Source organism: Collimonas humicola (genome assembly GCF_018304945.1).
Classification (GTDB): Bacteria; Pseudomonadota; Gammaproteobacteria; order Burkholderiales; family Burkholderiaceae_D; genus Collimonas; species Collimonas humicola.
Genome location: NZ_JAGQEE010000001.1, coordinates 324,147 through 349,693 on the forward strand (window position 1 = coordinate 324,147; position 25,547 = coordinate 349,693).

Sequence of the window (25,547 nt, forward strand, 5' to 3'; positions counted from 1 at the left end):
GCGTCGCTCGGATACGTTCAAGGGCCTGCAGAGCATGGCGGATTGCGCTTCCGTGCGGTCTTGTCCCTGGCCGTCTGATCCAAATAAAAAAGACGGTTAAATTACAAAAGTCCCAGCCAGATAAAAAGCGGTGACTCTATATGCAACCTCTAATGATACCGGCGAAAAGCGCAACCGTCAGTTTGTTTCGCGTTGATCCGGCGGCTTGAAATTGTCGCCGGGATTGCAGCACGCAACTTCAGGGGCTTCAGCTGGTTCAGCCGGGAAAGCCGGTTGGCGCGCGGCGCAGGCCATCAAATAGTCCTAATGCCCGCGAGTTTAGGCTTGGCAACATGGTATGTCAATCAATATCTTATGTCTTATATAAGACATATCATTGCGCAATTTTTGCTGGACGACAATGGGGGTTTTATGGTGAAATCCAAGGTTATGAGCTCCATCCCGTCCAATCCGAGTAGTGATCCTGCCAGCCCGAGCGCGGCAGCCCCGGGAGCGTCGCCGACTGCTTCCGCGGCAAGCTCCCCGACATTCAGTCCGCTCTATCAGCAAATCAAGGCGTTGATCATGCAGCGCCTGCAGTCCGGCGAGTGGAAGTCCGGTGAATTGATCCCCAGCGAAGTCGAACTTGGCAACCGTTTCAAGGTGAGCCAGGGCACCGTGCGCAAGGCGATTGACGAACTGGCGGCGGAAAACCTGCTGGTGCGGCGCCAGGGCAAGGGCACCTTTGTCGCTACCCATCACGAAGCCCGCTCGCAATTTCGCTTCCTGCGCCTGATGCCGGACAGCGACCAACCCCAGGTTACCGATAAAAGAGTGATAGAGCTGAAACGCCTGCGGGCGCCGGCGGATATCGCGCGCCAGCTCGGCATGAAGTCGGGCGACTCGGTGGTGTATGTCAAGCGCGTGCTGGCGTTCGACGGGGTGCCGACGATACTCGAAGAATTATGGCTGCCAGGCGCCTTGTTCAAGGCTTTGACGCTGGAGCGGCTGGCGGAGTACAAAGGCCCGATGTACGGCCTGTTTGAAACCGAATTCGGCACACGCATGATACGCGCGACCGAGCAGATTCGTGCCGCCAGCGCCGATGCAGATGCTGCTGAATTGCTGGCCGTGGAAAAATCATCGCCTTTGTTGTGTGTCGAGCGCGTGTCTTTCACTTACGGCGACAAGCCGGTGGAAGTGCGGCGCGGGTTTTATGTCACCAGCCGTCATCATTATCAGAACGAACTGAGCTGACGGCTGCTGCGGAATTGACGGTTGCGTGTGAGCGCGGCCGAGAGGTGGCAAAATGGCAAAGTTCGAGCGGCGAGGGCGATTATTCGCAATAACGAATAATAACTATTGGTGTGCTGCACAAAAATCGGCGAAAATTGCGGGATTGCGCTTGCAGTAAATTTTTAAACTGAGGAGAACCCTGTTATGTCTGAAGCCGCGAAGCCCAATCGGCCACAGTTTCGTAATATTCACATTACTGAACTAAGCAGCTATCGTTTGCCATTGGCTGGCCTAGTTTCTTTCTTGCATCGTGTTAGTGGCTTGCTGATGTTTTTGCTCTTGCCTTTCATCTTGTTCATGCTGGATAAAAGCCTGGTATCTGAAAGCTCTTTCGAATATTTCAAAGGCTTTACGTCGGGCTGGTTCGTCAAGCTTGTCATCCTGGCCCTGTCCTGGGCTTACCTGCATCATTTCTGTGCCGGCATCCGCCACCTCGTCATGGATAATCATATCGGCCTGACCAAGGAAAGCGCACGCAAGTCTGCTGCAAGCGTCCTGATCATCAGCGTGCCGCTGGCGCTGGTCGTTGCATTGAAACTGTTCGGAGCATTCTAATGGCTGATAACAATAACGTTGGCGCCAAGCGCCTGGTGGTAGGGGCCCATTACGGCCTGCGCGACTGGCTGGCGCAGCGCGTCACCGCCGTGGTCATGGCGGTCTACACCGTCATTCTGCTGGTTTCTTTCCTGACCGCCAGTAACTTCACCTATGAAGGCTGGGCGGGCCTGTTTTCTCACCAGTGGTTCAAGCTGGCTACTTTTGTAGCGCTGATGGCGCTGTTTTTTCATGCGTGGATCGGCGTGCGTGATATCTGGATGGATTACGTCAAGCCGGTCGCTGTGCGCCTGGTATTGCAAGTTGCCACAATCCTGTGGCTGGTCGGTTGTGCCGGATGGGCGGCGCAGATTTTGTGGAGAGTGTAATCGTGTCAGCAATCAAATCCACAATTCCTACACGCCGCTTTGATGCGGTTATCGTTGGCGCCGGCGGATCCGGCATGCGTGCTTCGCTGCAGTTGGCGGAAGCTGGTTTGAACGTTGCGGTGCTGTCGAAGGTGTTTCCTACCCGTTCGCACACGGTGGCGGCGCAGGGCGGCATTGGCGCCTCGCTCGGCAACATGTCCGAGGACAGCTGGTACTGGCACATGTTCGACACCGTCAAGGGTTCGGATTACCTGGGCGACCAGGATGCGATTGAATTCATGTGTCGCGAAGCGCCCAAGGCTGTGTATGAGCTGGAACACTTCGGCATGCCGTTCGACCGTAACGCCGACGGCACCATTTACCAGCGTCCGTTCGGCGGCCACTCGGCCAACTTCGGCGAAAAGCCGGTAGCGCGCGCTTGCGCCGCTGCCGACCGCACCGGCCATGCGCTGTTGCATACGCTGTACCAGCGCAATGTGCGCGCCAAGACGCATTTCTTCGTCGAGTGGATGGCGATCGATCTGGTGCGCGATGCCGAAGGCGATGTCATCGGCGTGGTTGCGCTGGAAATGGAAACCGGCGATGTCATGATCCTGGAAGCCAAGACCACCGTGATGGCTACCGGCGGTGCAGGGCGCATCTGGGCGGCTTCGACCAATGCCTTTATCAATACCGGCGACGGCATGGGCATGGCGGCGCGTGCAGGTTTGCCGCTGGAAGACATGGAATTCTGGCAGTTCCACCCGACCGGCGTGGCCGGCGCGGGCGTGCTGATCACTGAAGGCGTGCGCGGCGAAGGCGGGATCCTGATTAACGCCAACGGCGAACGTTTCATGGAGCGCTATGCGCCAACCCTGAAAGACCTGGCGCCGCGCGACTTCGTTTCGCGTTCGATGGACCAGGAAATCAAGGAAGGCCGCGGCTGCGGTCCGCACAAGGATCACGTGATGCTGGACCTGCGCCACATCGGCGCCGAAACCATCATGAAACGCTTGCCTTCGATTTTGGAAATCGGCCATAAGTTCGCTAACGTTGACGCTCTGAAAGAGCCGATCCCGGTTGTGCCGACCATCCACTATCAGATGGGCGGCATCCCGACCAACGTTTACGGCCAGGTTGTAGTGCCGAAGAACGGTATCCCGAACGCAGTGGTCAATGGCTTGTACGCCATCGGCGAATGCGCCTGCGTTTCGGTGCACGGCGCCAATCGCCTGGGCACCAACTCGCTGCTGGACCTGGTGGTGTTCGGCCGTGCCGCCGGCAACCACATTGTCGACAGCAAGCTCAAGGAACGCAGCAACAAGCCGTTGCCGGCGGATGCCGCCGACTTCGCCCAGGCGCGCCTGGCCAAGCTGGAAACCAGCACCGGTTCCGAGCGCGTGCAAGACGTGGCCGGCGATATCCGCAAGACCATGCAGCACTACTGCGGCGTGTTCCGCACCGACGAGCTGCTGCAGCAAGGCTACAAGGAAATCATGGTGCTCGACGAGCGGCGCAAGCATGTTTCGTTCAAGGACAAGTCCAAGGTATTCAACACTGCGCGTGTCGAAGCGCTGGAACTGGACAACCTGATCGAAACCGCCAAGGCCACCATCACCTCGGCTGCAGCCCGCAAGGAATCGCGCGGCGCCCACGCGCACCGCGATTATGAAAAGCGTGATGACGAAAACTGGATGAAGCACACCTTGTGGTACTCCGAAGGTAATCGTCTCGACTACAAGCCAGTGGTCACCAAGCCGCTGACAGTTGATACGTTCAAGCCAAAGCCACGCACATTCTGATTTGCCGCGGCAGGGCAGCGTTCCATGATCCTGCCGCGCAATTAATAAAAAGGTATAGCCATGTCATCACGTACTTTGAAATTCAAAATCTACCGCTACGATCCCGATAAGGATGCCAAGCCTTACATGCAGGACCTGACGGTGGAGCTGCTGCCGACCGACAAGATGCTGCTGGATGCCCTGCAACGCATCAAGGCCGACGTCGACGATTCACTGGCGCTGCGCCGTTCATGCCGCGAAGGCGTGTGCGGTTCCGACGCCATGAACATCAACGGCAAGAACGGTCTGGCCTGCACCACCAACCTGAACGAGCTGAGCGAGCCTATCGTCCTCAAGCCGCTGCCTGGCCTGCCGGTGATTCGCGACCTGATCGTCGACATGACGCAGTTCTTCAAGCAATACGAGTCGATCAAGCCGTTCCTGATCAACGACAACATCCCGCCGGAAAAAGAGCGCCTGCAATCGCCTGAACAGCGCGAAGAGCTGGATGGCCTGTATGAATGCATCCTGTGTGCATGCTGCTCGACTTCCTGCCCGTCGTTCTGGTGGAATCCGGACAAGTTCGTCGGTCCGGCCGGCCTGCTGCAAGCCTATCGCTTCATCGCCGACAGCCGCGACGAAGCCACCGGCGCGCGCCTGGACAACCTGGAAGATCCGTATCGCCTGTTCCGCTGCCGTTCGATCATGAACTGCGTCGATGTCTGCCCTAAGGGTCTGAACCCTAACGCAGCTATCGGCAAGATCAAGGAATTGATGGTCCGTCGCGCTGTATAAAAGTAGCCCTGATACCCGACTGCGCGACTCAATCTCTGGTCTGGGCTGTACTGAAGAAGTACAGCCGCGCTTCTCGACCAGGCCTTGAGCCAAGTCAGCATAGCTGAGGCGACGGGTCTTAGGGCTACCGATACGTCGGAGAAGGGCGGAAATCTTTTTCTGTCCTGCTTTTAGAACTGTTCGTCGACAGCGGCGAACAGCGATTTCAAATAGAATAAGTGCTTGCCATGCCTATCACCCATCAAGCCGACCCCGCCAACCGAGCTCGACTGCGCTGGCGCGCAAGACGTGGTCTGCTTGAAAACGATTTGATACTGACCCGTTACCTGGATGCAAACGAAGCCAGCATGACGGATGACGACGTCGACGCTTTTTCGCGGCTGATGGAATTGTCAGACAATGAACTAATGGATTTGCTACTAGTCCGCAAAGAGCCGGACGGCTTGCTTGATTTGCCGCAAGTGCATGCCCTGTTAGCCAGAATACGCACTGCTTAAGCTGGTATCTTCGCATGCGGCGCCGGCCGCTGAAGAGGATGTTGGGCAGCTTGCAAATACGTCTTTTGTTTTTTTGATTTAGAGTCACCTTTTGATTGAGGGAAGAGCCATGACCACCGCTGATACAAAAGCCACGCTATCGTTTTCCGATGGCAGCCCATCCGTAGAATTTCCTATTTACAAGGGCACCGTCGGCCCCGAAGTCATCGATATCCGCAAGCTGTACGGCGCCACCGGCAAATTCACTTACGACCCGGGTTTCATGTCGACGGCAGCATGTAATTCGTCGATCACCTACATTGACGGCGACAAGGGCGAACTGCTGTACCGCGGTTACCCGATCGAGCAGTTGGCGGTCAACTGCGACTTCCTGGAAACATGCTACCTGCTGTTGAACGGCGAACTGCCGACCGCGGCCGAAAAGGAAAAATTCGACGCCACCGTGACCCAGCACACCATGGTGCACGAGCAGATGCAATTCTTCTTCCGCGGTTTCCGCCGCGACGCCCATCCGATGGCCGTGCTGGTCGGCACCGTCGGTGCCTTGTCGTCGTTCTACCATGACTCGCTGGACATCACCGATCCGCGCCATCGCGAAGTATCGGCGATCCGCCTGATCGCCAAGCTGCCGACCCTGGTCGCCATGGCGTACAAGTACAACGTCGGCCAGCCTTTCGTCTACCCGCGCAACGAGTTGTCGTACAGCGCCAACTTCATGCACATGATGTTCTCGACGCCGTGCGAAGAGTACAAGGTGAACGACGTGCTGGTGCGCGCGCTGGATCGCATCCTGACCTTGCATGCCGACCACGAGCAGAATGCTTCGACTTCGACCGTGCGCCTGGCCGGTTCGAGCGGCGCCAATCCGTTTGCCTGTATCGCTGCCGGCATCGCCTGCCTGTGGGGGCCTGCCCACGGCGGCGCCAACGAAGCGGCGCTCAACATGCTGAAGGAAATCGGTACGGTCGACAAGATCCCTGAGTTCATCGCCAAGGTGAAAGACAAGAATTCCGGCGTCAAGCTGATGGGCTTCGGTCACCGGGTCTACAAGAATTTCGACCCGCGCGCCAAGCTGATGCGTGAAACCTGCTACGAAGTGCTGAACGAACTGGGCCTGCATGACGACCCGTTGTTCAAGCTGGCGATGGCGCTGGAAAAAGTGGCGCTGGAAGACGAATACTTCGTTTCCCGCAAGCTCTATCCGAACGTCGACTTCTACTCCGGTATCGTGCAGTCGGCACTGGGTATCCCGACCTCTCTGTTCACCGGGATCTTCGCCATGGCCCGTACCGTCGGCTGGATTGCGCAATGGAACGAGATGATTTCCGATCCTGAGCAAAAAATCGGCCGTCCACGCCAGTTGTTCGTCGGTTCGCCGACCCGTGATGTGCCTGCAATCGACAAGCGCGGCTGATCCCGCCTCAGCAGGCAGGGTTCATTAACATCCTGATACAACACAAAAACAGCGAATCCACGGATTCGCTGTTTGCATTTCTGCAGGTTATGCTATGCTCCTGTTCTGTGCCGATTTTCAGGGCGCAGCGTAGTAAAAACATGTGGTGAGCGTGTTTTGAAGGGCAGCATAGGCAGTACCCGAATTTTTAAGTGGCAGTAAAAGAACACAGCAATAGAGCCCTTCCCCACAACTTGATGTGCAATCCGCTAACCGGTCAGGCCGTGTCGCGGAAGGTTATGTTAACCCGCTAATCTCGCGAAACGCGAAGAAAGGTGAGCAAGATGATGCAACAATACCGCTCTAATTCTTATCTCTTCGGAGGTAATGCACCGTACATTGAAGAGCTGTACGAGTCATACCTCGACAATCCCGGTTCAGTTGCCGACAACTGGCGCGCATACTTTGACGCCATGCAGCACGTGCCTGCCGTTGACGGTTCCGACAAGCCTGACGTAGGTCACGCATCTGTCATCGCCTCGTTCGCCGAGCGCGCCAAGCAAGGTCCAATCCGCACCATCTCCGCTTCGGCCGACGCTGAAATGGGCTTCAAGCGTGTTGCTGTAACACAACTTATCGCTGCCTACCGCTACCTGGGTTCGCGCTGGGCCAACCTGGACCCGCTGCAGCGCCAGGAACGTTCCGCGCTGCCGGAACTGGAGCCGAGCTTCTACGGTTTCACCGATGCCGACATGGACATCGTGTTCAACATCAGCAATACCTATTTCGGTCCTGAAACGGCAACCCTGCGCGATCTGCTGAATGCGCTGCGCGAGACCTATTGCCGTTCGATCGGTACCGAATACATGTACATCAGCGATCCGACCGAAAAGCGTTGGATGCAAGAGCGCCTGGAGTCGACCCGCTCGGCGCCGGTATTCACCGCGGAAAAGAAAAAGCACATCCTCGACCGCCTGACCGCAGCCGAAGGCCTGGAACGCTACCTGCATACACGCTATGTCGGCCAGAAGCGCTTCTCGCTGGAAGGCGGCGAAAGCTTCATCGTCTCCCTGGATGAGACCATCCAGCGCGCCGGCGAAAAGGGTGTGCAGGAAATCGTCATCGGCATGGCCCACCGCGGCCGCCTGAACGTGCTCGTCAATACCCTGGGCAAGATGCCGCAGGAACTGTTCGCCGAATTCGAAGGTAAGCACGCCGACGACCTGCCGGCCGGCGACGTCAAGTACCACCAGGGTTTCTCGTCCGACATCACCAGCCCTGGCGGCCCGGTGCATCTGTCGTTGGCGTTCAACCCGTCGCACCTGGAAATCGTCAATCCTGTGGTTGAAGGTTCGGTCAAGGCCCGTATGGAACGCCGCGGCGATACCGACGGTTCGCAAGTGCTGCCGATCCTGGTGCACGGCGATGCCGCATTCGCCGGCCAGGGCGTGGTCATGGAAACCCTGAACCTGGCGCAAACGCGCGGCTATGGCACAGGCGGCACGGTGCACATCGTGATCAACAACCAGATCGGTTTCACCACTTCCGATCCGCGCGATTCCCGTTCCACGCTGTATTGCTCGGACGTGGTCAAGATGATCGAAGCGCCGGTGCTGCACGTCAACGGCGACGATCCTGAAGCCGTGGTGTACGCCACCCAGATCGCGCTCGACTACCGCATGGAATTCAAGAAGGATATCGTGGTCGATATCATCTGCTTCCGCAAACTCGGTCACAACGAACAAGATACGCCGGCGCTGACGCAGCCGCTGATGTACAAGAAGATCGGCCAGCATCCAGGCACCCGCAAGCTGTACGCGGACAAGCTGGCAGCCCAAGGCGCCATCGCCGCAGACGAAGGCGACGCCATGGTCAAGGCCTTCCGCGATGCGATGGATGTCGGCAAGCACACGGTCGATCCGGTTATCTCCAACTTCAAGAGCAAGTATGCAGTCGACTGGCTGCCGTTCCTGAACCGCAAGTGGACTGACGCCGCCGACACCTCGGTGCCGGTGACTGAATTGAAGCGCCTGGCTGGCCGTATCACGACCGTGCCGGAAAACTTCAAGGTCCACGCGCTGGTCGAGAAGGTGTTGAACGACCGCGCCGCCATGGGCCGCGGCGAACTCAACCTCGACTGGGGCATGGGCGAGCATCTGGCATACGCATCGTTGGTATCGTCGGGCTACGCCATCCGCCTGACCGGCCAGGATGCCGGCCGCGGCACCTTCGTCCATCGCCACGCAGTGCTGCACGATCAAAACCGCGAGCGTTGGGATGCCGGCAGCTACATTCCGCTGCAAAACATCTCGGAACAGCAAGCGCCGTTCAAGGTGATCGACTCGGTGCTGTCGGAAGAAGCCGTGCTCGGTTTCGAATACGGTTATTCCACCGCGGAGCCAAACACGCTGACCATCTGGGAAGCCCAGTTCGGCGACTTCGCCAACGGCGCGCAAGTCGTGATCGACCAGTTCATCAGCTCCGGCGAAGTGAAGTGGGGCCGTGCTTCCGGCCTGGTCATGATGCTGCCGCACGGTTATGAAGGCCAGGGTCCGGAACACTCGTCGGCGCGCCTGGAACGTTATCTGCAGCTGTGCGCGGACAACAACATGCAAGTGGTGCAGCCGACTACCGCAGCGCAGATCTTCCATCTGCTGCGCCGCCAGATGATCCGCCTGTTCCGCAAGCCGCTGGTGATCATGACGCCGAAGTCACTGTTGCGTAACAAGGACGCCGGTTCGCCATTGTCCGACTTCAGCAAGGGCAGCTTCCAGACCGTCATCGGCGAAGTCGATGAGAAGATCGAAGCCAAGAAGGTCAAGCGCGTTATCGCTTGCTCAGGCAAGGTTTACTACGATCTGGTCAATGCCCGTAAAGAGCGCGGTCAGACCGATGTCGCGATTATCCGTCTGGAACAGCTGTATCCATTCCCGCACAAGGCGTTCGCTGCCGAACTGAAGCAGTTCCCGAACTTCAATGAGCTGGTGTGGACGCAGGACGAGCCGCAGAACCAGGGCGCGTGGCTGCAGATCCAGCACAATATTTTTGAAAACCTGGAAGATGGTCAAAAGCTTGCGTATGCAGGCCGTCCAGCCAGCGCATCGCCAGCCGTCGGTTACTACGACAAGCACTATGCGCAGCAAAAAGCATTGCTGGACACTGCATTTTCCAAGCTCAAAGGCTTTGTTCTTACCAAATAATTGACGATAGGGCGGGTCTGGATGATCCGCCCGCCGCCGCACCATCTTACGGAGAATTAAATGGCACTTCTTGAAGTAAAAGTTCCGCAATTGTCGGAATCCGTCGCCGAAGCGACTTTGTTGGCATGGCACAAAAAAGTCGGCGATGCAGTCAAGCGCGACGAAAACCTGATCGACATCGAAACAGATAAAGTAGTACTGGAATTGCCGGCCCCGGCCGACGGCGTCATCGTGCAGCTGATCAAGACCGACGGCAGCACCGTGGTGGCCGACGAGGTCATCGCCATCATCGATACCGATGCGTCGGCCAAGGTCAGCCCGATGGAAGTGGCAGCCGTGCCAGTGCCGCAAGCCGGCCACGCACCGACGCCGGTGGCAGCGCCTGAGTTGCAATCGAAATCGGCAGCAGGCATCGCCATGCCGGCCGCAGCGAAAATGCTGGCGGAAAACAATATGTCGGCAACCCAGGTTGCCGGCAGCGGCAAAGACGGCCGCGTCACCAAGGGCGACGTCATCGGCGCGGTAGCCAACAAGGCAGCAACACCTGCGCCGGCGCCACTGGCAGCGGCGCCAGCCAAAGCACTGCTGCAGCAAGTTGCAGCGCCGACCAAGGCCAACCTGGACGACCGTCCGGAAGAGCGCGTGCCGATGAGCCGCCTGCGCGCCCGTATCGCCGAGCGCCTGGTGCAGTCGCAATCGACCAACGCCATCCTGACGACCTTCAATGAAGTCAACATGCAGCCGGTCATGGACCTGCGCACCAAGTACAAGGACAAGTTTGAAAAAGAGCATGGCGTCAAGCTCGGCTTCATGTCGTTCTTCGTCAAGGCTGCGGTTGCCGCACTGAAGAAATACCCGATCGTCAACGCCTCGGTAGACGGCAACGACATCGTCTACCACGGTTATTTCGACATCGGTATCGCGGTCGGTTCGCCACGCGGCCTGGTAGTGCCTGTATTGCGCGATGCGGATCAAATGTCGATCGCCGACATCGAAAAGAAGATCGGCGAATTCGGCGCCAAGGCCAAGGACGGCAAGCTGACGCTGGACGACCTGACCGGCGGTACATTCTCGATCTCCAATGGCGGTACTTTCGGTTCGATGCTGTCGACGCCGATCATCAACCCGCCGCAATCGGCGATCCTGGGCGTGCATGCGACCAAGGACCGCGCAGTGGTCGAAAACGGCCAGATCGTGGTGCGTCCGATGAACTACCTGGCCATGTCTTACGATCACCGCATCATCGACGGTCGTGAAGCAGTGCTGGCACTGGTGGCGATGAAAGAAGCGCTGGAAGATCCGGCCCGTCTGTTGCTGGACCTGTAAGCTTCAAATCCGCCAAGGCTAGGCAGGCGCGCCCTGATTCTGTTTTTTGCCCTTTAGACGGTGCAGAAAGCAGAGCAGGGCGCGTCGCTTAGGTGGCTAAGTAATGATAAGTAATTGATGAGCGCCTGGTCTCTTGTTGCAGGCGTTTGCTGGCAGCGGCGGCAATTGACCGCGCCGGCAGGCAAAGCGGCGGCGAGATGGCAAGGCAACAACTCCAAGGATGGAAAATGAGCAAACAATTTGATGTCGTAGTGATCGGTGGCGGTCCTGGCGGTTACATTGCAGCAATCCGCGCCGCCCAGCTGGGTTTCAGCACTGCCTGTATCGATGAATGGAAAAACGCCAAGAACGGCCCGGCGCCGGGCGGCACCTGCACCAACGTCGGCTGCATTCCTTCCAAGGCGCTGCTGCAGTCGTCTGAGCATTTCGAGCATGCCGGCCATGCGTTCGCCGAGCACGGCATCAATGTCAAGGGCCTGGAGCTGAACCTGGGCCAGATGCTGGCGCGCAAGGACGGCGTTGTCAAACAGAATAACGAAGGCATCCTGTACCTGTTCAAGAAAAACAAGGTGTCCTTTTTCCACGGCCGCGGCTCCTTCGTCAAGGGCGATGCCGGCGGTTATGAAATCAAGGTTGCCGGCGCCACGGAAGAAACCATCAGCGCCAAGCACATCGTGCTGGCGACCGGTTCCAACGCCCGTGAACTGCCAGGCGCGCCGTTCGATGAAAAACTGATCCTGTCGAATACCGGCGCGCTGGCAATTGACGCGGTTCCGGCTAAACTGGGTGTTATCGGTGCTGGTGTCATCGGCCTCGAAATGGGCAGCGTATGGCGCCGCCTGGGTGCGGAAGTGAGCGTGCTGGAAGCGCTGCCGACTTTCCTCGGCGCAGTCGATGAACAGATCGCCAAGGAAGCCGGAAAACTTTTCGCCAAGCAAGGTTTGAAGGTCAGCCTGGGTGTCAAGATCGGCGCCATCACGACTGGCAAGAATGATGTGACAGTGGAATATGTCGACGCCACCGGCGCCGCGCAGAAGGCCGTGTACGACAAGCTGATCGTTTCGATCGGCCGCACGCCGAACACGATCGGCCTGAATGGCGAAGCGGTCGGCCTCAAGCTGGACGAGCGCGGTTTCATCGCGGTTGACGACGATTGCAAGACCAACCTGCCGAACGTCTGGGCGGTAGGCGATGTGGTGCGCGGCCCGATGCTGGCGCACAAGGCTGAGGAAGAGGGCGTTGCGGTTGCCGAACGTATTGCCGGGCAGCATGGCCATGTCAATTTCAACACCATTCCGTGGGTGATCTACACCTCGCCGGAAATCGCATGGGTTGGCAAGACAGAACAACAACTGAAGGCAGATGGAGTAGCATACAAGGCTGGCACCTTCCCGTTCCTGGCGAATGGCCGGGCGCGCGCCTTGGGCGATACTTCGGGCATGGTCAAGTTCCTGGCGGATGCCAAGACTGACGAAATCCTGGGTGTCCATATTGTCGGTCCGATGGCGTCCGAGCTGATTTCGGAAGCCGTGGTGGCGATGGAATTCCGCGCCTCGGCGGAAGACATCGCCCGTATCTGCCATGCGCACCCATCCTTGTCGGAAGCGACCAAGGAAGCAGCGCTGGCGGTCGACAAGCGGTCTTTGAATTTTTAAGAAAGAAGCAAGATGCGTGTTCTGCAGCTGTTGCTGTCACTGTCGCTGACCCTGATGCTAGGCCTTGCGTTATCCGGTTGCGCCACTGTTGCGTCGGAGAACGGTCACGTGCTGATCGAAGCCAGTTCCGACAGCCAGCAGCTGGAAGGGGCGCGCTGCGTGGTGAAAACCGACAGCAGCCGCTGGAATGTGGTGACGCCGGGCGATGTCCTGATCGTCGCTGCCGACGGCGACCTGCACGTAGTGTGCGACAAGCCCGGCTACCGCACTTCGGAAGTGGTGTACCGGGCGCCGCCCGGCTTGAACTCCCCTAGCGTCGGCATCGGCGCTGCGGGCGGCAGCGGCGGCGTCGGCGCCTCCGGCATCGGTATCGGCGTCAGCCTGCCGCTCAGTTTCGGCGGCAAGGAAAAAGCCTATCCCAGCCGCGTGCTGGTGGAAATGGGGCGGTCATAGTTGCTTGGCTGGTTCCTGAGTTGAAGTGGGTGAGCGAAAGCTCGCCCATTTTTATTTTTGGCTGCCTCCGAGCGTCGTGTTTCCCTCGTAAAACCACAGATATTTATCTTCTGTCAATGTCATTGCCGCGATATTGACAAATATGGAACGGATGACGCTTCGCGCATCGGCTCCGTGAATTTTTGAACTGAAAAGCCATGAATGTATTAGAGTTTTACGAACAGGCGCTGACCCAGCGCGGCTTCCAGGCTGACGAGGCGCAACGGCGCGCAGTCGATCGCCTGCAGCGCGCCTACGACGAATGGGTAGAGTACAAGGCGCAGCGTTCCAACTCCTTCAAGCGCCTGATCAACCGGCCGGACGTGCCGCGCGGCGTCTACATGTGGGGCGGTGTCGGCCGGGGCAAATCGTTCCTGATGGACAGCTTCTATTCGGTGGTGCCGGTGGTGCGCAAGACCCGCTTGCACTTCCATGAATTCATGCGCGCCGTGCATCGCCAGCTGGACGAGCTGAAAGGCGTGGCCGATCCGCTCGACGAGGTCGCCAAGCGGGTGGCCAAGAAATACCGTCTGATCTGCTTCGACGAGTTTCATGTATCCGATATCGCCGACGCCATGATTCTCTACAACCTGCTGAGAGCCTTGTTCGATAATGGCGTGTCTTTCGTCATGACCTCCAACTACGAGCCCAGCACCCTGTATCCGGACGGCTTGCACCGCGACCGCATGCTGCCGACCATCAAGCTGTTGCAGGACAACCTGGACGTCATGAATATCGACGCCGGCATCGACTACCGCAAGCGCGCGCTCGAGCAGGTGGAAACCTATCACTCGCCGCTCAACGCCGATACCGACCGCGCCTTGCGCCATGCGTTTGCCGGCGTCGCCGAAACCGCCGACGAAGATCCGCTGGTGGATATCGAAGCGCGTAAAATAACGGCCCTGCGCAAGGCCGGCGGGGCCATCTGGTTCGATTTCAATACCTTGTGCGGGGGGCCGCGCTCGCAAAATGACTATCTCGAAATTGCCAGCCGCTTCCATACGGTGATATTGTCCGGTATCCCGCAGATGTCGGCGGCCATGTCGTCCGAAGCGCGCCGGTTTACGTGGTTGATCGATGTGTTCTATGATCACAAGATCAAGCTGATCATGTCGGCGGCGGTGCCGCCGGAAGAGCTCTACACGCAAGGCATGCTGGCCAATGAGTTTCACCGTACCGTGTCGCGTATCATGGAAATGCAGTCGCGCGAATACATGGATAGCGAACGGCGCTCCGAAGCCGATTCCATCGTCTGAGCCGGCTCTGCGGCAGTGTCTAAACAATGTATAGAAATGGATAGGTCCTAGTGGAATTTGCCTCTTTGAAATTGGCGCCGCGGCGTCTGGTGCCGGCGCTGGCCGCAGCACTGCTGGCCTTGAGCGCCGGCGCGCATGCGGCAGACGCCGTCCCGCTCAAACCGGTTGCCGAGCCGGCCGCCGAGCTGACCGCGCGCTACCCGCTGGAGTCGCTGAATTCGGTGGACGTTGCCAACAAGGCGCTGAACGACGTCGCCGACGCCAAGGCCGAGGTGGCGGCGCGCGATCTGGAGCAGCGCCGGGTCTGCTACACCAAGTTTTTCGTCAACCATTGCCTCGATGCCGCCAAGGAAGAGCGCCGCCTGGCATTGAAAGCGATCCGCCCGATCGACATTACCGCCAACGCCTTCTTGCGCAAGGATCGCGCCGACGAGCGCGACAAGGCGCTGGCGGCGAACGAAGCCAAGCGTCCGGCCGAGGAAACGCAAAAGGCCCAGGACCAGAAGGAAAAAGAGTTGAGCAACGCCGAAAAGGTCAAGCAGGGCGCGGCCAAGGAAAAAGAAGTGGCAGCCAATACCCGCAAGCATCTGGGCGAGGCCGACAAGCGCGTGGCGGACCACAATGCGCGTGAACTGAAGGCGAAGCAGGACGCTGCCGTCAAGGAGTCGCAACGGGCTGCGAATGTAGCCGCTTTCGAGAAAAAGGCGCAGGATTCGGCAGCGCGCCAGCGTGAAGTAGCAGCCAACAAGGCCGCCAAGGCCAAGGATCTGGCCGCCAAGAAGGCGGCTGAGACCAAAGCGCCGGCAGCGCCGCCTGTGACGCCCCCGGCTGGCGCCGCGCCGGCGTCAGCGCCGTAAGCAAGAAGTCCTCTTGACACCGCGTCATTCGCGCCGTCGTTCCTGCGCATGCGGGGACCCATTTTACCGAGTCAGGCAACAAAAATGGATTCCCGCGTACGCGGGAATGACGGGGTCGCCTAGACGGGGTCGCCTAGACGTGGCCGACGAGGCCTGTGTCGCCTAGATGAATGGGGCTTACACCGCGCGGCGCATCTTCTTGACGGTGTAGCTGGCGGCTTCCTTGGGCGGCGCCACCAGCTTGACGATGGCGAACGTGCAGTTGTCGGCAGCGTGGCCTTCGGCGCGCTTGCGCGTCTTGTTGATCAGCATTTCCGCCGCGTCGCGCGGCTTGTTCATGGCGATCGCCGCACCCATCTCATCTTCGGTGAAATAATGCCACAGCCCGTCCGAGCACAGCAGGAAGGCGTCGCCGGCTTTCAGGCCGGTATGGCGGCCGATGCTCACCTTCGGCGTATCGGTGCTGGACCCAAGCGCATTGAGCAGGATGTTGGACAGGTTGTGCGATTTCGCTTCGCTGCGCGACAGCTTGCCTTCCGCCACCAGCTTTTCGACATAGGAGTGGTCGATGGTGTGTTCGGCAAAGTTGGGACCGTCGAAGCGGTACAGGCGCGAATCGCCGACATGGCCCCAGGTTGCCGTGCCGTCCGGCGACAGCACCAGGATCACCATTGTGGTGTGCGGATCCTTGTCGTTGGAGAAGCCGCTCAGCTTGATCACCGTATGGGTTTCCAGCGCAATGTTGTGCAGCATGGCTTCAACATTGTCGATCAAGGGCGAAAATCCCTCGAATATCTGCTTGGCGGTGCATATCACCTGTTCGGCGGCGAGCGCGCCGCCGCTGCGGCCGCCCATGCCATCGGCCAGCACGGCCATCATGTAGCCCGGCGCTTTCGGGGCGGTAAATAGTGCAGTGCGGTCCTGCTGTTCCTGGCGGTCACCTATATGCTGGCCGGTGCCGGCTTCGATCTTGTATTGGCTCATTCGTCTGGGTAGATTAAACTGCATCCTGTTCAATGTCGGTAATTCCGGATTTGCCGGGCCTTGATCCGGCGTGAATACGTCGCTGATCGCCACCTGCTTACCAATCCAGGATGAGAACGGTAAGAAGTTGATGGGAAATATTATACGCAGGAATGATTTTCAAAGTGTTTCCACATGTTAACATTTTCCAACGCAAGAATCTGACCATGATCGATCGAGAAGAAATCCTTCGTCGCATTATAGAGCTTGAAGTCGAACATCGCGATCTCGATGCCGCCATTCATACCATGACCAACCAGGTCCTGTATGAGGAATTGCAGCTGCGGCGGCTGAAAAAGCGCAAATTGCAACTGAAGGACCAGATTACGCTGTTAAGAATGCAATTAATTCCTGATATCCCTGCCTGATAGCTCACCCCCGAGGCTGGTAGGATGCTCGTAGAACAGGCATCTATGCCGGCCGCCGCTTTATTAAGTAAGTTACCTTGACCCAAGATACATCCCCCCTTGCCGCCGAAATCGCCGTTGCCGGCGCAGCGAACATTCCCGCTCCCGGCGTCCACGACGCCGACGTCGATCGCCTGTTCGCCAGTTCCGGCCCGCTGGGCCAGGCGGTCGGCGGCTTTCGCCCGCGCCTGGCGCAGACTGAAATGGCGAAAGCCATCGCCGAAGCGATTGCACAGCAGCGCACCTTGATTGCCGAAGCCGGCACCGGCACCGGCAAGACCTTCGCTTACCTGGTCCCGGCGCTGCTGTGGGGCGGCAAGGTGATTGTTTCGACCGGCACCAAGAACCTGCAGGACCAGCTGTTCCTGCGCGACATCCCGACCGTGCGCAAGGCGCTCAGCGCGCCGGTCTCGATTGCACTGCTCAAGGGGCGCGCCAACTACGTCTGCCATTTCCATCTGGAGCGCACGCTGCAGAACGGCCGCATGACCTCGCGCGAGGATGTCGGCTACCTGCGCGAAATCTCGCGCTTCATGAAAACCACCTCGTCCGGCGACAAGGCCGAGCTGTCGATGGTGCCGGAAACCGCGCCGATCTGGAACCTGGTGACCTCGACCCGCGATACCTGCATGGGCGCCGAGTGCCAGTATTACCAGGACTGTTTCGTCATGAAGGCGCGCAAGGAAGCGCAGCAGGCCGATGTGGTGGTGGTCAACCACCATCTGTTCTTTGCCGATGTGGCGTTGAAGGATACGGGCGTCGCCGAACTGCTGCCGTCCGCTAATACCGTGATCTTCGACGAGGCGCACCAGTTGCCCGAAGTCGCTACTCTATTCTTTGGCAATACCGTCTCTACCTCGCAGATCCTGGAGCTGTGCCGCGATGTGCTGGCGGAAGGCTTGTCGCATGCGCGTGACGGCGCCGACTGGGGGCAGGTCGTGCTGCCGGTGGAAAAGGCCGCGCGCGACCTGCGCCTGGCTTTCCCGCAAGACGTGGTGCGGCTATCGGTCAACCAGATTGCGCCATCGAGCATTTTCTTCCCGGCGCTGGAAACCATGCGCAGCCAGCTGCACGGCATGATCGCCGTGCTGGAAAAGCAGGCCGAACGGGCGGAAACCATCGAACAATGCCGCACCCGCGCAGTGGAGCTGGGCTACAAGCTGGACGGCTGGAACAGCGCGCCCGTAGCCGGCGGCGGCAAGAAGGCGGGCAAAGCGCTTGTCGCCGACGAAGGCGAGGGCAGCGTGTTGTGGGTGGAGGCGTTCTCGTCGTCGCTGCAGCTGCACCAGACGCCATTATCGATCGCGCCGATTTTCAACAAGCAGCGCGAAGGCGTGGCGCGCTCATGGATCTTTACCTCCGCGACCTTGGCGGTCAAGAACGATTTCCAGCACTACGCGGCGCAGATGGGACTGGACGACGAACCGGCGCAATCCTGGCCCAGTCCCTTCGACTACGGCCAGCAAGGCCTGCTATACGTGCCGCAGAACCTGCCGCAGCCGAATTCGCCGGACTACACCGACGCCGTGATCGATGCCGCGCTGCCAGTGATCGAAGCCTCCGGCGGCCGCGCTTTCCTGCTGTGCACCACCATCCGCGCCGTCAACCGCGCGGCGGAGCGCCTGCGCGCCGAATTCGAAGCGCGCCACCTGGATTTCCCGCTGATGGTGCAGGGCGAAGCCGGCCGTACCGAACTGCTGGACCGCTTCCGCGCCGCCGGCAATGCGGTGCTGATCGGCAGCCAGAGCTTCTGGGAAGGCGTCGACGTGCGCGGCGAAGCCTTGTCGCTGGTGATCATCGACAAGCTGCCGTTCTCGCCGCCGGACGATCCAGTGCTGGCGGCGCGCATCGAAGCGCTTGAATCCAAGGGCATGAACGGCTTCATGCATCATCAGTTGCCGGCCGCCATCATCAATCTGAAGCAGGGCGCCGGCCGCCTGATCCGCGATGAAAGCGATCGCGGGGTCCTGATGATCTGTGATCCGCGTCTGATCTCCAAAGGCTACGGCCGCCGCATCTGGCAAAGCCTGCCGCCGTTCAAGCGCACCCGCGAGCTGGATGCGGTGAAGGCTTTCTGGCGCGGCGACGCGGTTGCCGAATAACTGGCATGGCCGTTCTTGCCTCACCCATGACGGCGCGGCTGGCGCGATCCCTTATGATCGGCTAAGCTGGGCTGAGGAATGCCTCTCTGTCTTGTCATCAGCATGTAATAATCTGCCTCTATTGTCGCAGCTTGCATTTCGCAGGCCCCGCGCGCTGAGGGTGCGGGTTTTTGTCGAACGTTCGTTTGGATAAAGGTAAGCAATGTTTGCAGCAGTGGATTTGGGGTCCAACAGTTTTCGTTTGCATATTGGCAAATATAATGGTGATGCGATCCGCGTCATCAAGAGTGCGCGCGACCCGATCCGCCTGGCTGCCGGCCTCGACAGCAAGGGTTACCTGACCGAACAGGCGATGCAGGTGGCGCTGGATTCGCTGGCGCGCTTCCGCAATATCCTGGCCGACTACCAGCTGGAAGCGGTGCGCGTGGTCGCCACCAACACGCTGCGGGTGGCCAAGAACGCCGCCGAATTCCTGCCGATCGCCGAGCAGGTGATCGGCTATCCGATTGAAATCATTTCGGGCGAGGAAGAAGGCCGCCTGATCTACATGGGCGTCGCCAGCATGCTGCGCCTGCCCAACGAAAAGCGGCTGGTGCTGGACATCGGCGGCGGCTCCACCGAACTGATCCTGGGCCGCGGCCAGCAGATCGAACGGGTCGAATCGTTCGGCATCGGCACGGTCAACCAAAGCCTGGCGTTCTTCGCCGACGGCCAGATCACCGCCGCCGCCTACGATGCCGCGGTGCTGTCGGCGCGCAGCCATTTCGAAGATGCCGCGCCGCCGTACCGGCCGCAGAACTGGAGCCATGCCTACGGTTCTTCCGGCACCATCCGTGCGATTGCCGAGACCATCGACAGGAACGGCCTGGGCGATCATCGCCTGTCTTACACCAGCCTGGAGGCCTTGCGCGCGCGCTTCGTCGAGTTCGGCCATGTCAGCCGCATCGACCTGCTCGGCATGAAGCCGGAGCGCGCTGCCGTCATGGTCGGCGGCCTGGCGGTGCTGATCGGCCTGATGCAGGAACTCGGCATCGAAGTGATCCAGCCGATCGAAGCCGGCTTGCGCATGGGCGTGATGTGGGATCTGCAGCTGCGCGGCACGCGGCTGGACCGGCGCGACCAGTCGGTGCACGATTTTTCGCAGCGTTTCCATGTCGACCAGCTGCGCGCCAGCCGTGTTGCGGAAACGGCAACCTCGCTGTTTGAAATGCTCAAGCCGGCCAACGACGGCCTCAGCCAGTATCTGCACTGGAGCGCCTTGCTGCATGAGGTCGGACTGGTAGTGTCGCAAAGCGGCTATCACAAGCATGCCGCCTACCTGATCGAAAACGCCGACCTGTCCGGTTTCACCACCCGCGAGCAGCGCGCGATGAGCATGCTGATCCTGGGGCAGAAGGGCAACCTGCGCAAGATCAGCGACGCCTTGCTCGATCCGGATTTCTCCAAGGCGGTGCTGGCCCTGCGCCTGGCCGTCATGTTCCTGCATTCGCGCATAGAGATCGATCTTGACGAACTGCGTCTGAAAATGAAGAGCAAGATCGAGCTCGACATCAAGCGCGACTGGATCGAGGATCATCCCACCGCGACCTACTGGATGGCCAAGGAGCAGGACTGGTGGCGCGAGATCGGTGTCGATTTCGCCATCCGCCGGACCTGAGCGGATTTTCTTCTCGAACCGTCCGCATCATCGGCAACGCCGGCCTCTTTGGAGCCGGCGTTGCCGCTTGTGGCCACGTTTGCTTAATAGGTCAGCCCGCTGGCCTTGTTGAACAGCGCAATGTCGACATAATTGGATAGATGGTTGCTGCCGGCGGTTTCACCCATCATATAGCCACCGATATCAAAGCCGCCGCCGGGGATGACGTATTCCGGCTGGCCGGCCACGCGCTTGGCGCCCGGCTGCAACAGGCGGATCCAGGTCTTGGCCGCGGCAAAGCCTTCCAGCGTCAGGGCTGACACCGGTTCATCGCGGTATTTGCGCATCATGTTGAGGTGTTCAAGCTGGATAGGCGAACTGCCGATGCCCGGATTCGGCACCACTTGCGAAAACACGGTCCATTCCACGGCTTTGCCGCCGGCCAGCTGGCGCAGGGTGGTCAGGTTGGTGAGGGAAGAACCGGCCACAAAAGTCTGCGGCGCCAGCCTGCGGAACTCCTTCAGGAACACGCCGGCGTTGACAGTGTCGGCCACCATGATCACGAAGCCGGGCTTGGCTGCCGCCAGGGCGGCGGTTTCCTTGCCGATCTGATTTGCATCCTTGCTCAGGTGGACGGTGCCGCTGAGCTTGATGCCGCTTTCTTTCATCTGCTCCAGCAGGCGCTGGTAGGCATCGGCGGTAGCGGCCGTTTCCTGGTAGACGATACCGATATCCTTGATTCCCAGCTTGTCGAAATGGGAAAATATGTGACGGATTTCCTGCTGGTAGCTGGGCCGCCAGAACAGGATCCTGGCGTCCTTCTGGTAGTCGGCGCCGGCCAGCGGCGCGTATAGTGTCAGGCCGCTGCGCTTGAAATCGGCGGAATTGAGCACCGCGCGCGTGACGTCGTCGCCGACGCCGCCGAACAGATAAGAGACGTGGGCCTGGTCGATCAGCTCGGCCACCGCCTTGACAGCCAGGTCGGCCTGGCCGCGGTCGTCGCGCACCAGGTACTGGATACGGCGGCCGTTGATGCCGCCCTTGGTGTTCAGCACGTCAAAATAAGTCTTTATGCCCGCCACATAGTCCCGTCCAAGATCGGCGTTAGGACCGGACAGGTCGATGGCCTGGCCGACCACGATGGTGTCGGCGGCATGCGTCAGCAAGGGCAGGAACAAAGAGAAAGCAGCCAGGCACTTGCACAAAATGCGTTTCAAGTTTAAGTTCATCAGAAAATTGAAATAAGGTGGCGGAGGAGTCGCAGTGTCCTTGTTTAATATGACCGCTTGATGAAATCGCGGCGTCGGCCGCCGTCCGGGTGTTGTATTGGCGGGGCTGGGAAGGGAACTCTTGATAAAGCGGTTCTTGCCGAAAGTCAAAGAATTGTATATATTATTTATACGATTTGTTAATGGAGAATTGAATGGTTGCCAGTAAAATTGTTAAACGCGCTGTTAAAAAGCCGGTAGTTGCAGTCAGAGCGGCCGCCAAAGCCAAGCCGGCTGCACGGCCGGCAGTCAAGGCCAGCCCGAAGGCGGCGCCGGCGGTAAAGGCTGCGGCAAAACCTGCAGCGAAACCATCGGTGAAAGCGGCGGCCAAGCCGGGTCCGAAGCCGGCAGCCAAACCGGAATTGAAAGCCGCGCCGAAGCCGCTGATCGCTGCCAAGCCGCTGGCCGTCAAGCCGGCGCCAAGCCTGAAGTCTTTGCCGGACGCCAAAGCCAAGGTCAAGAAGGCCAAGCTGGTACGCGACAGCTTCACCATGCCGGCCGATGAATACCAGGTGCTGGGCGACGTCAAAAAGACCTTCCTGAAGGCGGGCCTGGAAGTGAAAAAGAGCGAATTGCTGCGCGTCGGCGTTGCCCTGATCCGCGACCTGAACCTGGCAAACCTGAAGCTGGCCGTGGCCAGCCTGCCGCCAGTCAAGGCCGGCCGGCCGAAAAAAGAGAAGTAAGCAGCGGCCTGCCAGGCAGCGAGGTCCGTGGCTTGCGCTGCGGCTCAGCGCACTGCCAGTGTTTTGATTCAGGACGCTATAAACACGAAAAACATGAAATATCCTTCTGGTTATTTCCATGTTTTTCGTGTTTTTTTTGCCTTGAAAATTGTCATTTCGCCACTGTTGCTATGTCATAAAACCGAAATAATTTTGTCATTTTCTTGAAGTAATCGGTGGTTAGGCTTGTCATCGTCACAATCTGAAAGGACGATGAATGCAACTCCTAACTAATGCTGGCGCAGCGAGCTCAAGTGAAGCCAAGTTGACGGTTAGCCTGGCCAGCACGCAGGAAGAAGTGCGCGAAGTGCAGCGTTTGCGCTACAAGGTTTTTATCGAGACGATGGGCCTGTCTGCGCTGGCCAATGCCGATGGACTCGACAGCGACGAGTTCGACGCTTATTGCGATCACCTGATCGTACGCGACACCAAGACGTTGCGCGTGGTCGGCACTTATCGTCTCATGAGCCCGCACGGCGCACGGCGCATGGGCCGCTATTACTCCGAACAGGAATTCGACCTGGGCCGGCTCGACAACCTGCGCAGCAGCATCGCCGAAGCCGGGCGCGCCTGCATCGATCCAGACTACCGCAGCGGCAGCGTCATCATGCTGCTGTGGGCCGGCCTGGCCGCATTCATGCGGCGCGAGCGCTGCGATTACCTGATGGGCTGCGCCAGCGTCAGCCTGGCCGATGGCGGCCACAATGCTGCAGCCTTGTATCACGCGCTCGATCAAAGCAGTTTCTCGCCCGCCGAATATCGGGTCACGCCGCATGTGCCGTTTCCGGTCCATGAGCGCGAATCCGGCCACGTGGCCCAAATGCCGCCGCTGCTGAAAGGCTATCTGCGCAGCGGCGCCTGGGTCTGCGGCGATCCGGCCTGGGATCCTGATTTCCATTCCGCCGATTTTTTCCTGCTGCTGCCCTTGTCGAAACTGGACGGGCGCTACGCACGTCACTACTTGAAAGAAGCGAGGACGACATGAAACCAGGCGAACAGTTTCTGGAAGCGGCTTTGTTCGGCGCCAATGCGGTCGCCGGCTCCACCTCGTCGAAGCGCGATCCGATCCGCTTCCGCACGATCTGGATTTCCGATGTCCATCTGGGCACCACCGGCTGCCAGGCTGCTCGCTTGCTGGAATTCTTGCGCGCCACCGAATCGGATACCTTGTATCTGGTCGGCGATATCATCGATGGCTGGCAGTTGAAGCGGCGCTGGTACTGGGACCAGGTTCATAACAACGTGGTGCAGACGGTATTGAAAAAGGCCAAGAAGGGCACTGAAGTGATTTTCGTGCCGGGCAACCACGACGAAGCGGTGCGGCAGTTCATCGATCTCGATTTCGGCGGCATCCGCATCCGTGACGAGCTGGTGCATACCACCGCCGACGGCAAACGCATGCTGGTGCTGCACGGCGACCGCTTCGATGGCGTGATCGCCTGCGCCAAGTGGCTGGCGTATGTCGGCGATGGCCTGTACACCGTGATTCTGAAATTTAACCAGTGGTTCAACGGCTGGCGCGCGCGCGCCGGCCTGCCTTACTGGTCGTTGTCGCAATACCTCAAGCTGAAGGTGAAAAACGCCGTCAATTACATCTCTTCGTTTGAAGATGCATTGGCTGGCGAGGCGAAAAAGAAAGGACTGGACGGCGTTATCTGCGGGCACATCCACAAGCCGGAAATCCGCGACATCGATGGCATCACCTATTGCAACGACGGCGATTGGGTGGAGAGCCTGTCGGCGCTGGTGGAAGAGGCCAGCGGCGCACTGCGGCTGGTCACCTGGCAAGAAATCATGCAGCAGAAAAAGGCAGTTTCCAGCAATCAGATCAGAGACTTATGCGAATTGCCATCGTAACGGACGCCGCCCAGACCCAGATCAACGGCGTGGTCAACACGCTGCGTGCCACCACCGCCGGCCTGCGCAACAACGGCCATGAAGTATTGCTGCTCAGCCCGGACGATTGCCAGACCTTTGCCTGTCCCACTTATCCGGAAATTCGCCTGGCCTACAAGCCCTATGCCAGGGTCGCCGCCAGCCTGAAAGCGTTTGCTCCTGATTGCATCCATATTTCCACGGAAGGTCCGATGGGGCTCGCCGCCAGGCGCTTCTGCCTGCGCCAGGGCATAGGTTTCACCACGGCCTACCACACCCGTTTCCCGGAGTACCTGAGCGCGCGTTCCATGTTGCCCAAGGCGATCACTTATCGCTGGCTGCGCTGGTTCCACGGCCCTTCCAAGGCTGTCATGGTGCCGACCCCGCATGTGATGCGGGAGCTGGAGCAGCGCGGTTTCCGCCATCTGGTGTTGTGGGGCAGGGGCGTGGATACGGAACGCTTCAAGCCGGTCGACGAGGACCGCGCCTGCATCGTCCGTCCGCTGTATCTGTATGTCGGCCGGGTTGCGGTGGAAAAGAACATCGAATCCTTCCTGCAGGTCGATTTGCCTGGCACCAAATGGGTGATCGGCGACGGTCCGCAGCGCGAAGAACTGCAGCAACGCTATCCGCAGGTGCAATTCCTGGGCGCCAAGGCGCACCACGAACTGACCTCGTACTACAACTGCGCCGACGTCATGGTCTTCCCTAGCCATACGGATACCTTCGGCCTGGTCATGGTGGAAGCCATGGCCTGCGGCGTGCCGGTCGCCGCCTACCCGGTGCCGGGTCCGGTGGATGTGGTGGCGCACGGCCGTTCGGGGATACTGGACCACGACCTGACCTCGGCTTGCCTGATGGCGCTCGGCCTTGATCGCCGCGAGGTGCGGCGGCACGCACTGGAGTACTCGTGGGACACAGCGACCCTGCAGTTCCAGCATCATCTGCATCTGATCCATGGCGCCAAGGCGCGCCCCAAGAAAATCCTGACCAGTCAGTCGCGGCCGGCTTCCGGCCTGTAGCCATGAAAAAAGCCCCGCAGTGCGGGGCTTTTGTCTTGAAGCAGGATATCTATTCCCAGCGAC

The 25,547-nt window shown here is 59.4% G+C and carries 22 protein-coding genes; 20 read left to right on the top strand and 2 right to left on the bottom strand.

Annotation, left to right across the window (positions count from 1 at the left end):
• The first annotated feature begins 429 nt into the window (after positions 1-429).
• The 13 genes from KHU30_RS01440 to KHU30_RS01500 all read left to right on the top strand — a co-directional run bounded on the left by KHU30_RS01440 (position 430) and on the right by KHU30_RS01500 (position 15,429).
• The gene (locus tag KHU30_RS01440; RefSeq protein WP_211440869.1) at positions 430-1,236 is read left to right on the top strand and encodes a GntR family transcriptional regulator; all 807 of its coding nucleotides are present in this window, start codon (positions 430-432) and stop codon (positions 1,234-1,236) included.
• Positions 1,237-1,419: 183 nt separating this feature from the next.
• Entirely contained in the window at positions 1,420-1,830 is a 411-nt protein-coding gene (sdhC, locus tag KHU30_RS01445) for a succinate dehydrogenase, cytochrome b556 subunit (RefSeq protein WP_211440870.1), read from the top strand.
• On the top strand, positions 1,830-2,198 hold the full coding sequence (gene sdhD, locus KHU30_RS01450; RefSeq protein WP_211440871.1) for a succinate dehydrogenase, hydrophobic membrane anchor protein: 369 nt from the start codon (positions 1,830-1,832) through the stop codon (positions 2,196-2,198). The genes sdhC and sdhD overlap by 1 nt, the downstream gene beginning before the upstream one ends.
• 2 nt (positions 2,199-2,200) lie before the next feature.
• Positions 2,201-3,979 carry a succinate dehydrogenase flavoprotein subunit gene (gene sdhA, locus KHU30_RS01455; RefSeq protein WP_211440872.1) on the top strand — a complete coding sequence of 593 codons (1,779 nt, stop codon included), beginning with the start codon at positions 2,201-2,203 and terminating at the stop codon, positions 3,977-3,979.
• A 60-nt stretch (positions 3,980-4,039) separates the two neighbouring features.
• Positions 4,040-4,753, top strand: coding sequence for a succinate dehydrogenase iron-sulfur subunit (locus KHU30_RS01460; RefSeq protein ID WP_211440873.1), 714 nt, complete (start codon positions 4,040-4,042; stop codon positions 4,751-4,753).
• Positions 4,754-4,980: 227 nt separating this feature from the next.
• A complete protein-coding gene (locus tag KHU30_RS01465; protein ID WP_211440874.1) occupies positions 4,981-5,250 on the top strand; it encodes an FAD assembly factor SdhE in 270 nt (89 codons plus the stop codon).
• Positions 5,251-5,359: 109 nt separating this feature from the next.
• Positions 5,360-6,664 (top strand): citrate synthase, encoded by a 1,305-nt coding sequence (gene gltA / locus KHU30_RS01470; RefSeq protein WP_211440875.1) that lies wholly within the window; start codon positions 5,360-5,362, stop codon positions 6,662-6,664.
• A gap of 323 nt (positions 6,665-6,987) precedes the next feature.
• Positions 6,988-9,843 (top strand): 2-oxoglutarate dehydrogenase E1 component, encoded by a 2,856-nt coding sequence (locus KHU30_RS01475; RefSeq protein WP_211440876.1) that lies wholly within the window; start codon positions 6,988-6,990, stop codon positions 9,841-9,843.
• Between the two features lie 60 nt (positions 9,844-9,903).
• On the top strand, positions 9,904-11,169 hold the full coding sequence (odhB, locus tag KHU30_RS01480) for a 2-oxoglutarate dehydrogenase complex dihydrolipoyllysine-residue succinyltransferase (RefSeq protein ID WP_211440877.1): 1,266 nt from the start codon (positions 9,904-9,906) through the stop codon (positions 11,167-11,169).
• Between the two features lie 227 nt (positions 11,170-11,396).
• Positions 11,397-12,824: a dihydrolipoyl dehydrogenase gene (lpdA, locus tag KHU30_RS01485; protein WP_211440878.1), complete on the top strand. Its 1,428-nt coding sequence runs from the start codon at positions 11,397-11,399 to the stop codon at positions 12,822-12,824.
• A 12-nt stretch (positions 12,825-12,836) separates the two neighbouring features.
• Positions 12,837-13,277 (top strand): hypothetical protein, encoded by a 441-nt coding sequence (locus KHU30_RS01490; RefSeq protein WP_211440879.1) that lies wholly within the window; start codon positions 12,837-12,839, stop codon positions 13,275-13,277.
• 197 nt (positions 13,278-13,474) lie between these two features.
• On the top strand, positions 13,475-14,572 hold the full coding sequence (gene zapE, locus KHU30_RS01495) for a cell division protein ZapE (RefSeq protein WP_211440880.1): 1,098 nt from the start codon (positions 13,475-13,477) through the stop codon (positions 14,570-14,572).
• A 50-nt stretch (positions 14,573-14,622) separates the two neighbouring features.
• Positions 14,623-15,429: a hypothetical protein gene (locus KHU30_RS01500; RefSeq protein WP_211440881.1), complete on the top strand. Its 807-nt coding sequence runs from the start codon at positions 14,623-14,625 to the stop codon at positions 15,427-15,429.
• Between the two features lie 177 nt (positions 15,430-15,606).
• Here KHU30_RS01500 and KHU30_RS01505 read toward each other — a convergent pair whose 3' ends face one another.
• Positions 15,607-16,413 (bottom strand): PP2C family protein-serine/threonine phosphatase, encoded by an 807-nt coding sequence (locus KHU30_RS01505; RefSeq protein ID WP_211440882.1) that lies wholly within the window; start codon positions 16,411-16,413, stop codon positions 15,607-15,609.
• A gap of 206 nt (positions 16,414-16,619) precedes the next feature.
• Between KHU30_RS01505 and KHU30_RS01510 the strand changes: the two genes are divergently transcribed.
• The 3 genes from KHU30_RS01510 to KHU30_RS01520 all read left to right on the top strand — a co-directional run bounded on the left by KHU30_RS01510 (position 16,620) and on the right by KHU30_RS01520 (position 20,618).
• Positions 16,620-16,820, top strand: coding sequence for a YdcH family protein (locus KHU30_RS01510; protein ID WP_199111255.1), 201 nt, complete (start codon positions 16,620-16,622; stop codon positions 16,818-16,820).
• Between the two features lie 110 nt (positions 16,821-16,930).
• Positions 16,931-18,961, top strand: a complete 2,031-nt coding sequence (locus KHU30_RS01515) for an ATP-dependent DNA helicase (RefSeq protein ID WP_211442156.1) — start codon at positions 16,931-16,933, stop codon at positions 18,959-18,961.
• A 202-nt stretch (positions 18,962-19,163) separates the two neighbouring features.
• Positions 19,164-20,618: a Ppx/GppA phosphatase family protein gene (locus KHU30_RS01520; protein WP_211440883.1), complete on the top strand. Its 1,455-nt coding sequence runs from the start codon at positions 19,164-19,166 to the stop codon at positions 20,616-20,618.
• Between the two features lie 83 nt (positions 20,619-20,701).
• On the opposite strand, the gene KHU30_RS01525 is transcribed toward KHU30_RS01520, so the two are convergent.
• On the bottom strand, positions 20,702-21,814 hold the full coding sequence (locus KHU30_RS01525) for an ABC transporter substrate-binding protein (RefSeq protein WP_230427147.1): 1,113 nt from the start codon (positions 21,812-21,814) through the stop codon (positions 20,702-20,704).
• 206 nt (positions 21,815-22,020) lie between these two features.
• On the opposite strand from KHU30_RS01525, the gene KHU30_RS01530 reads away from it, so the two are divergent.
• The 4 genes from KHU30_RS01530 to KHU30_RS01545 all read left to right on the top strand — a co-directional run bounded on the left by KHU30_RS01530 (position 22,021) and on the right by KHU30_RS01545 (position 25,484).
• Positions 22,021-22,548, top strand: a complete 528-nt coding sequence (locus tag KHU30_RS01530) for a hypothetical protein (RefSeq protein ID WP_211440885.1) — start codon at positions 22,021-22,023, stop codon at positions 22,546-22,548.
• 256 nt (positions 22,549-22,804) lie between these two features.
• The gene (locus KHU30_RS01535) at positions 22,805-23,572 is read left to right on the top strand and encodes a GNAT family N-acetyltransferase (RefSeq protein WP_211440886.1); all 768 of its coding nucleotides are present in this window, start codon (positions 22,805-22,807) and stop codon (positions 23,570-23,572) included.
• Complete coding sequence (locus KHU30_RS01540; RefSeq protein WP_211440887.1) at positions 23,569-24,444, top strand: UDP-2,3-diacylglucosamine diphosphatase; 876 nt, start codon at positions 23,569-23,571, stop codon at positions 24,442-24,444. Before KHU30_RS01535 ends, KHU30_RS01540 begins: the two co-directional genes overlap by 4 nt.
• Positions 24,426-25,484 (top strand): glycosyltransferase family 4 protein, encoded by a 1,059-nt coding sequence (locus KHU30_RS01545; protein ID WP_211440888.1) that lies wholly within the window; start codon positions 24,426-24,428, stop codon positions 25,482-25,484. Before KHU30_RS01540 ends, KHU30_RS01545 begins: the two co-directional genes overlap by 19 nt.
• Positions 25,485-25,547 lie beyond the last annotated feature (63 nt).

Coding starts and splice junctions, on each gene's coding strand:
- KHU30_RS01440 (WP_211440869.1), top strand. CDS start 430: ATGAGCTCCATCCCGTCCAATCCGAGTAGTGATCCTGCCAGCCCGAGC.
- sdhC (WP_211440870.1), top strand. CDS start 1,420: ATGTCTGAAGCCGCGAAGCCCAATCGGCCACAGTTTCGTAATATTCAC.
- sdhD (WP_211440871.1), top strand. CDS start 1,830: ATGGCTGATAACAATAACGTTGGCGCCAAGCGCCTGGTGGTAGGGGCC.
- KHU30_RS01460 (WP_211440873.1), top strand. CDS start 4,040: ATGTCATCACGTACTTTGAAATTCAAAATCTACCGCTACGATCCCGAT.
- KHU30_RS01465 (WP_211440874.1), top strand. CDS start 4,981: ATGCCTATCACCCATCAAGCCGACCCCGCCAACCGAGCTCGACTGCGC.
- gltA (WP_211440875.1), top strand. CDS start 5,360: ATGACCACCGCTGATACAAAAGCCACGCTATCGTTTTCCGATGGCAGC.
- KHU30_RS01475 (WP_211440876.1), top strand. CDS start 6,988: ATGATGCAACAATACCGCTCTAATTCTTATCTCTTCGGAGGTAATGCA.
- odhB (WP_211440877.1), top strand. CDS start 9,904: ATGGCACTTCTTGAAGTAAAAGTTCCGCAATTGTCGGAATCCGTCGCC.
- lpdA (WP_211440878.1), top strand. CDS start 11,397: ATGAGCAAACAATTTGATGTCGTAGTGATCGGTGGCGGTCCTGGCGGT.
- KHU30_RS01490 (WP_211440879.1), top strand. CDS start 12,837: ATGCGTGTTCTGCAGCTGTTGCTGTCACTGTCGCTGACCCTGATGCTA.
- zapE (WP_211440880.1), top strand. CDS start 13,475: ATGAATGTATTAGAGTTTTACGAACAGGCGCTGACCCAGCGCGGCTTC.
- KHU30_RS01505 (WP_211440882.1), bottom strand. CDS start 16,413: ATGAGCCAATACAAGATCGAAGCCGGCACCGGCCAGCATATAGGTGAC.
- KHU30_RS01510 (WP_199111255.1), top strand. CDS start 16,620: ATGATCGATCGAGAAGAAATCCTTCGTCGCATTATAGAGCTTGAAGTC.
- KHU30_RS01520 (WP_211440883.1), top strand. CDS start 19,164: ATGTTTGCAGCAGTGGATTTGGGGTCCAACAGTTTTCGTTTGCATATT.
- KHU30_RS01530 (WP_211440885.1), top strand. CDS start 22,021: ATGGTTGCCAGTAAAATTGTTAAACGCGCTGTTAAAAAGCCGGTAGTT.
- KHU30_RS01535 (WP_211440886.1), top strand. CDS start 22,805: ATGCAACTCCTAACTAATGCTGGCGCAGCGAGCTCAAGTGAAGCCAAG.
- KHU30_RS01540 (WP_211440887.1), top strand. CDS start 23,569: ATGAAACCAGGCGAACAGTTTCTGGAAGCGGCTTTGTTCGGCGCCAAT.
- KHU30_RS01545 (WP_211440888.1), top strand. CDS start 24,426: ATGCGAATTGCCATCGTAACGGACGCCGCCCAGACCCAGATCAACGGC.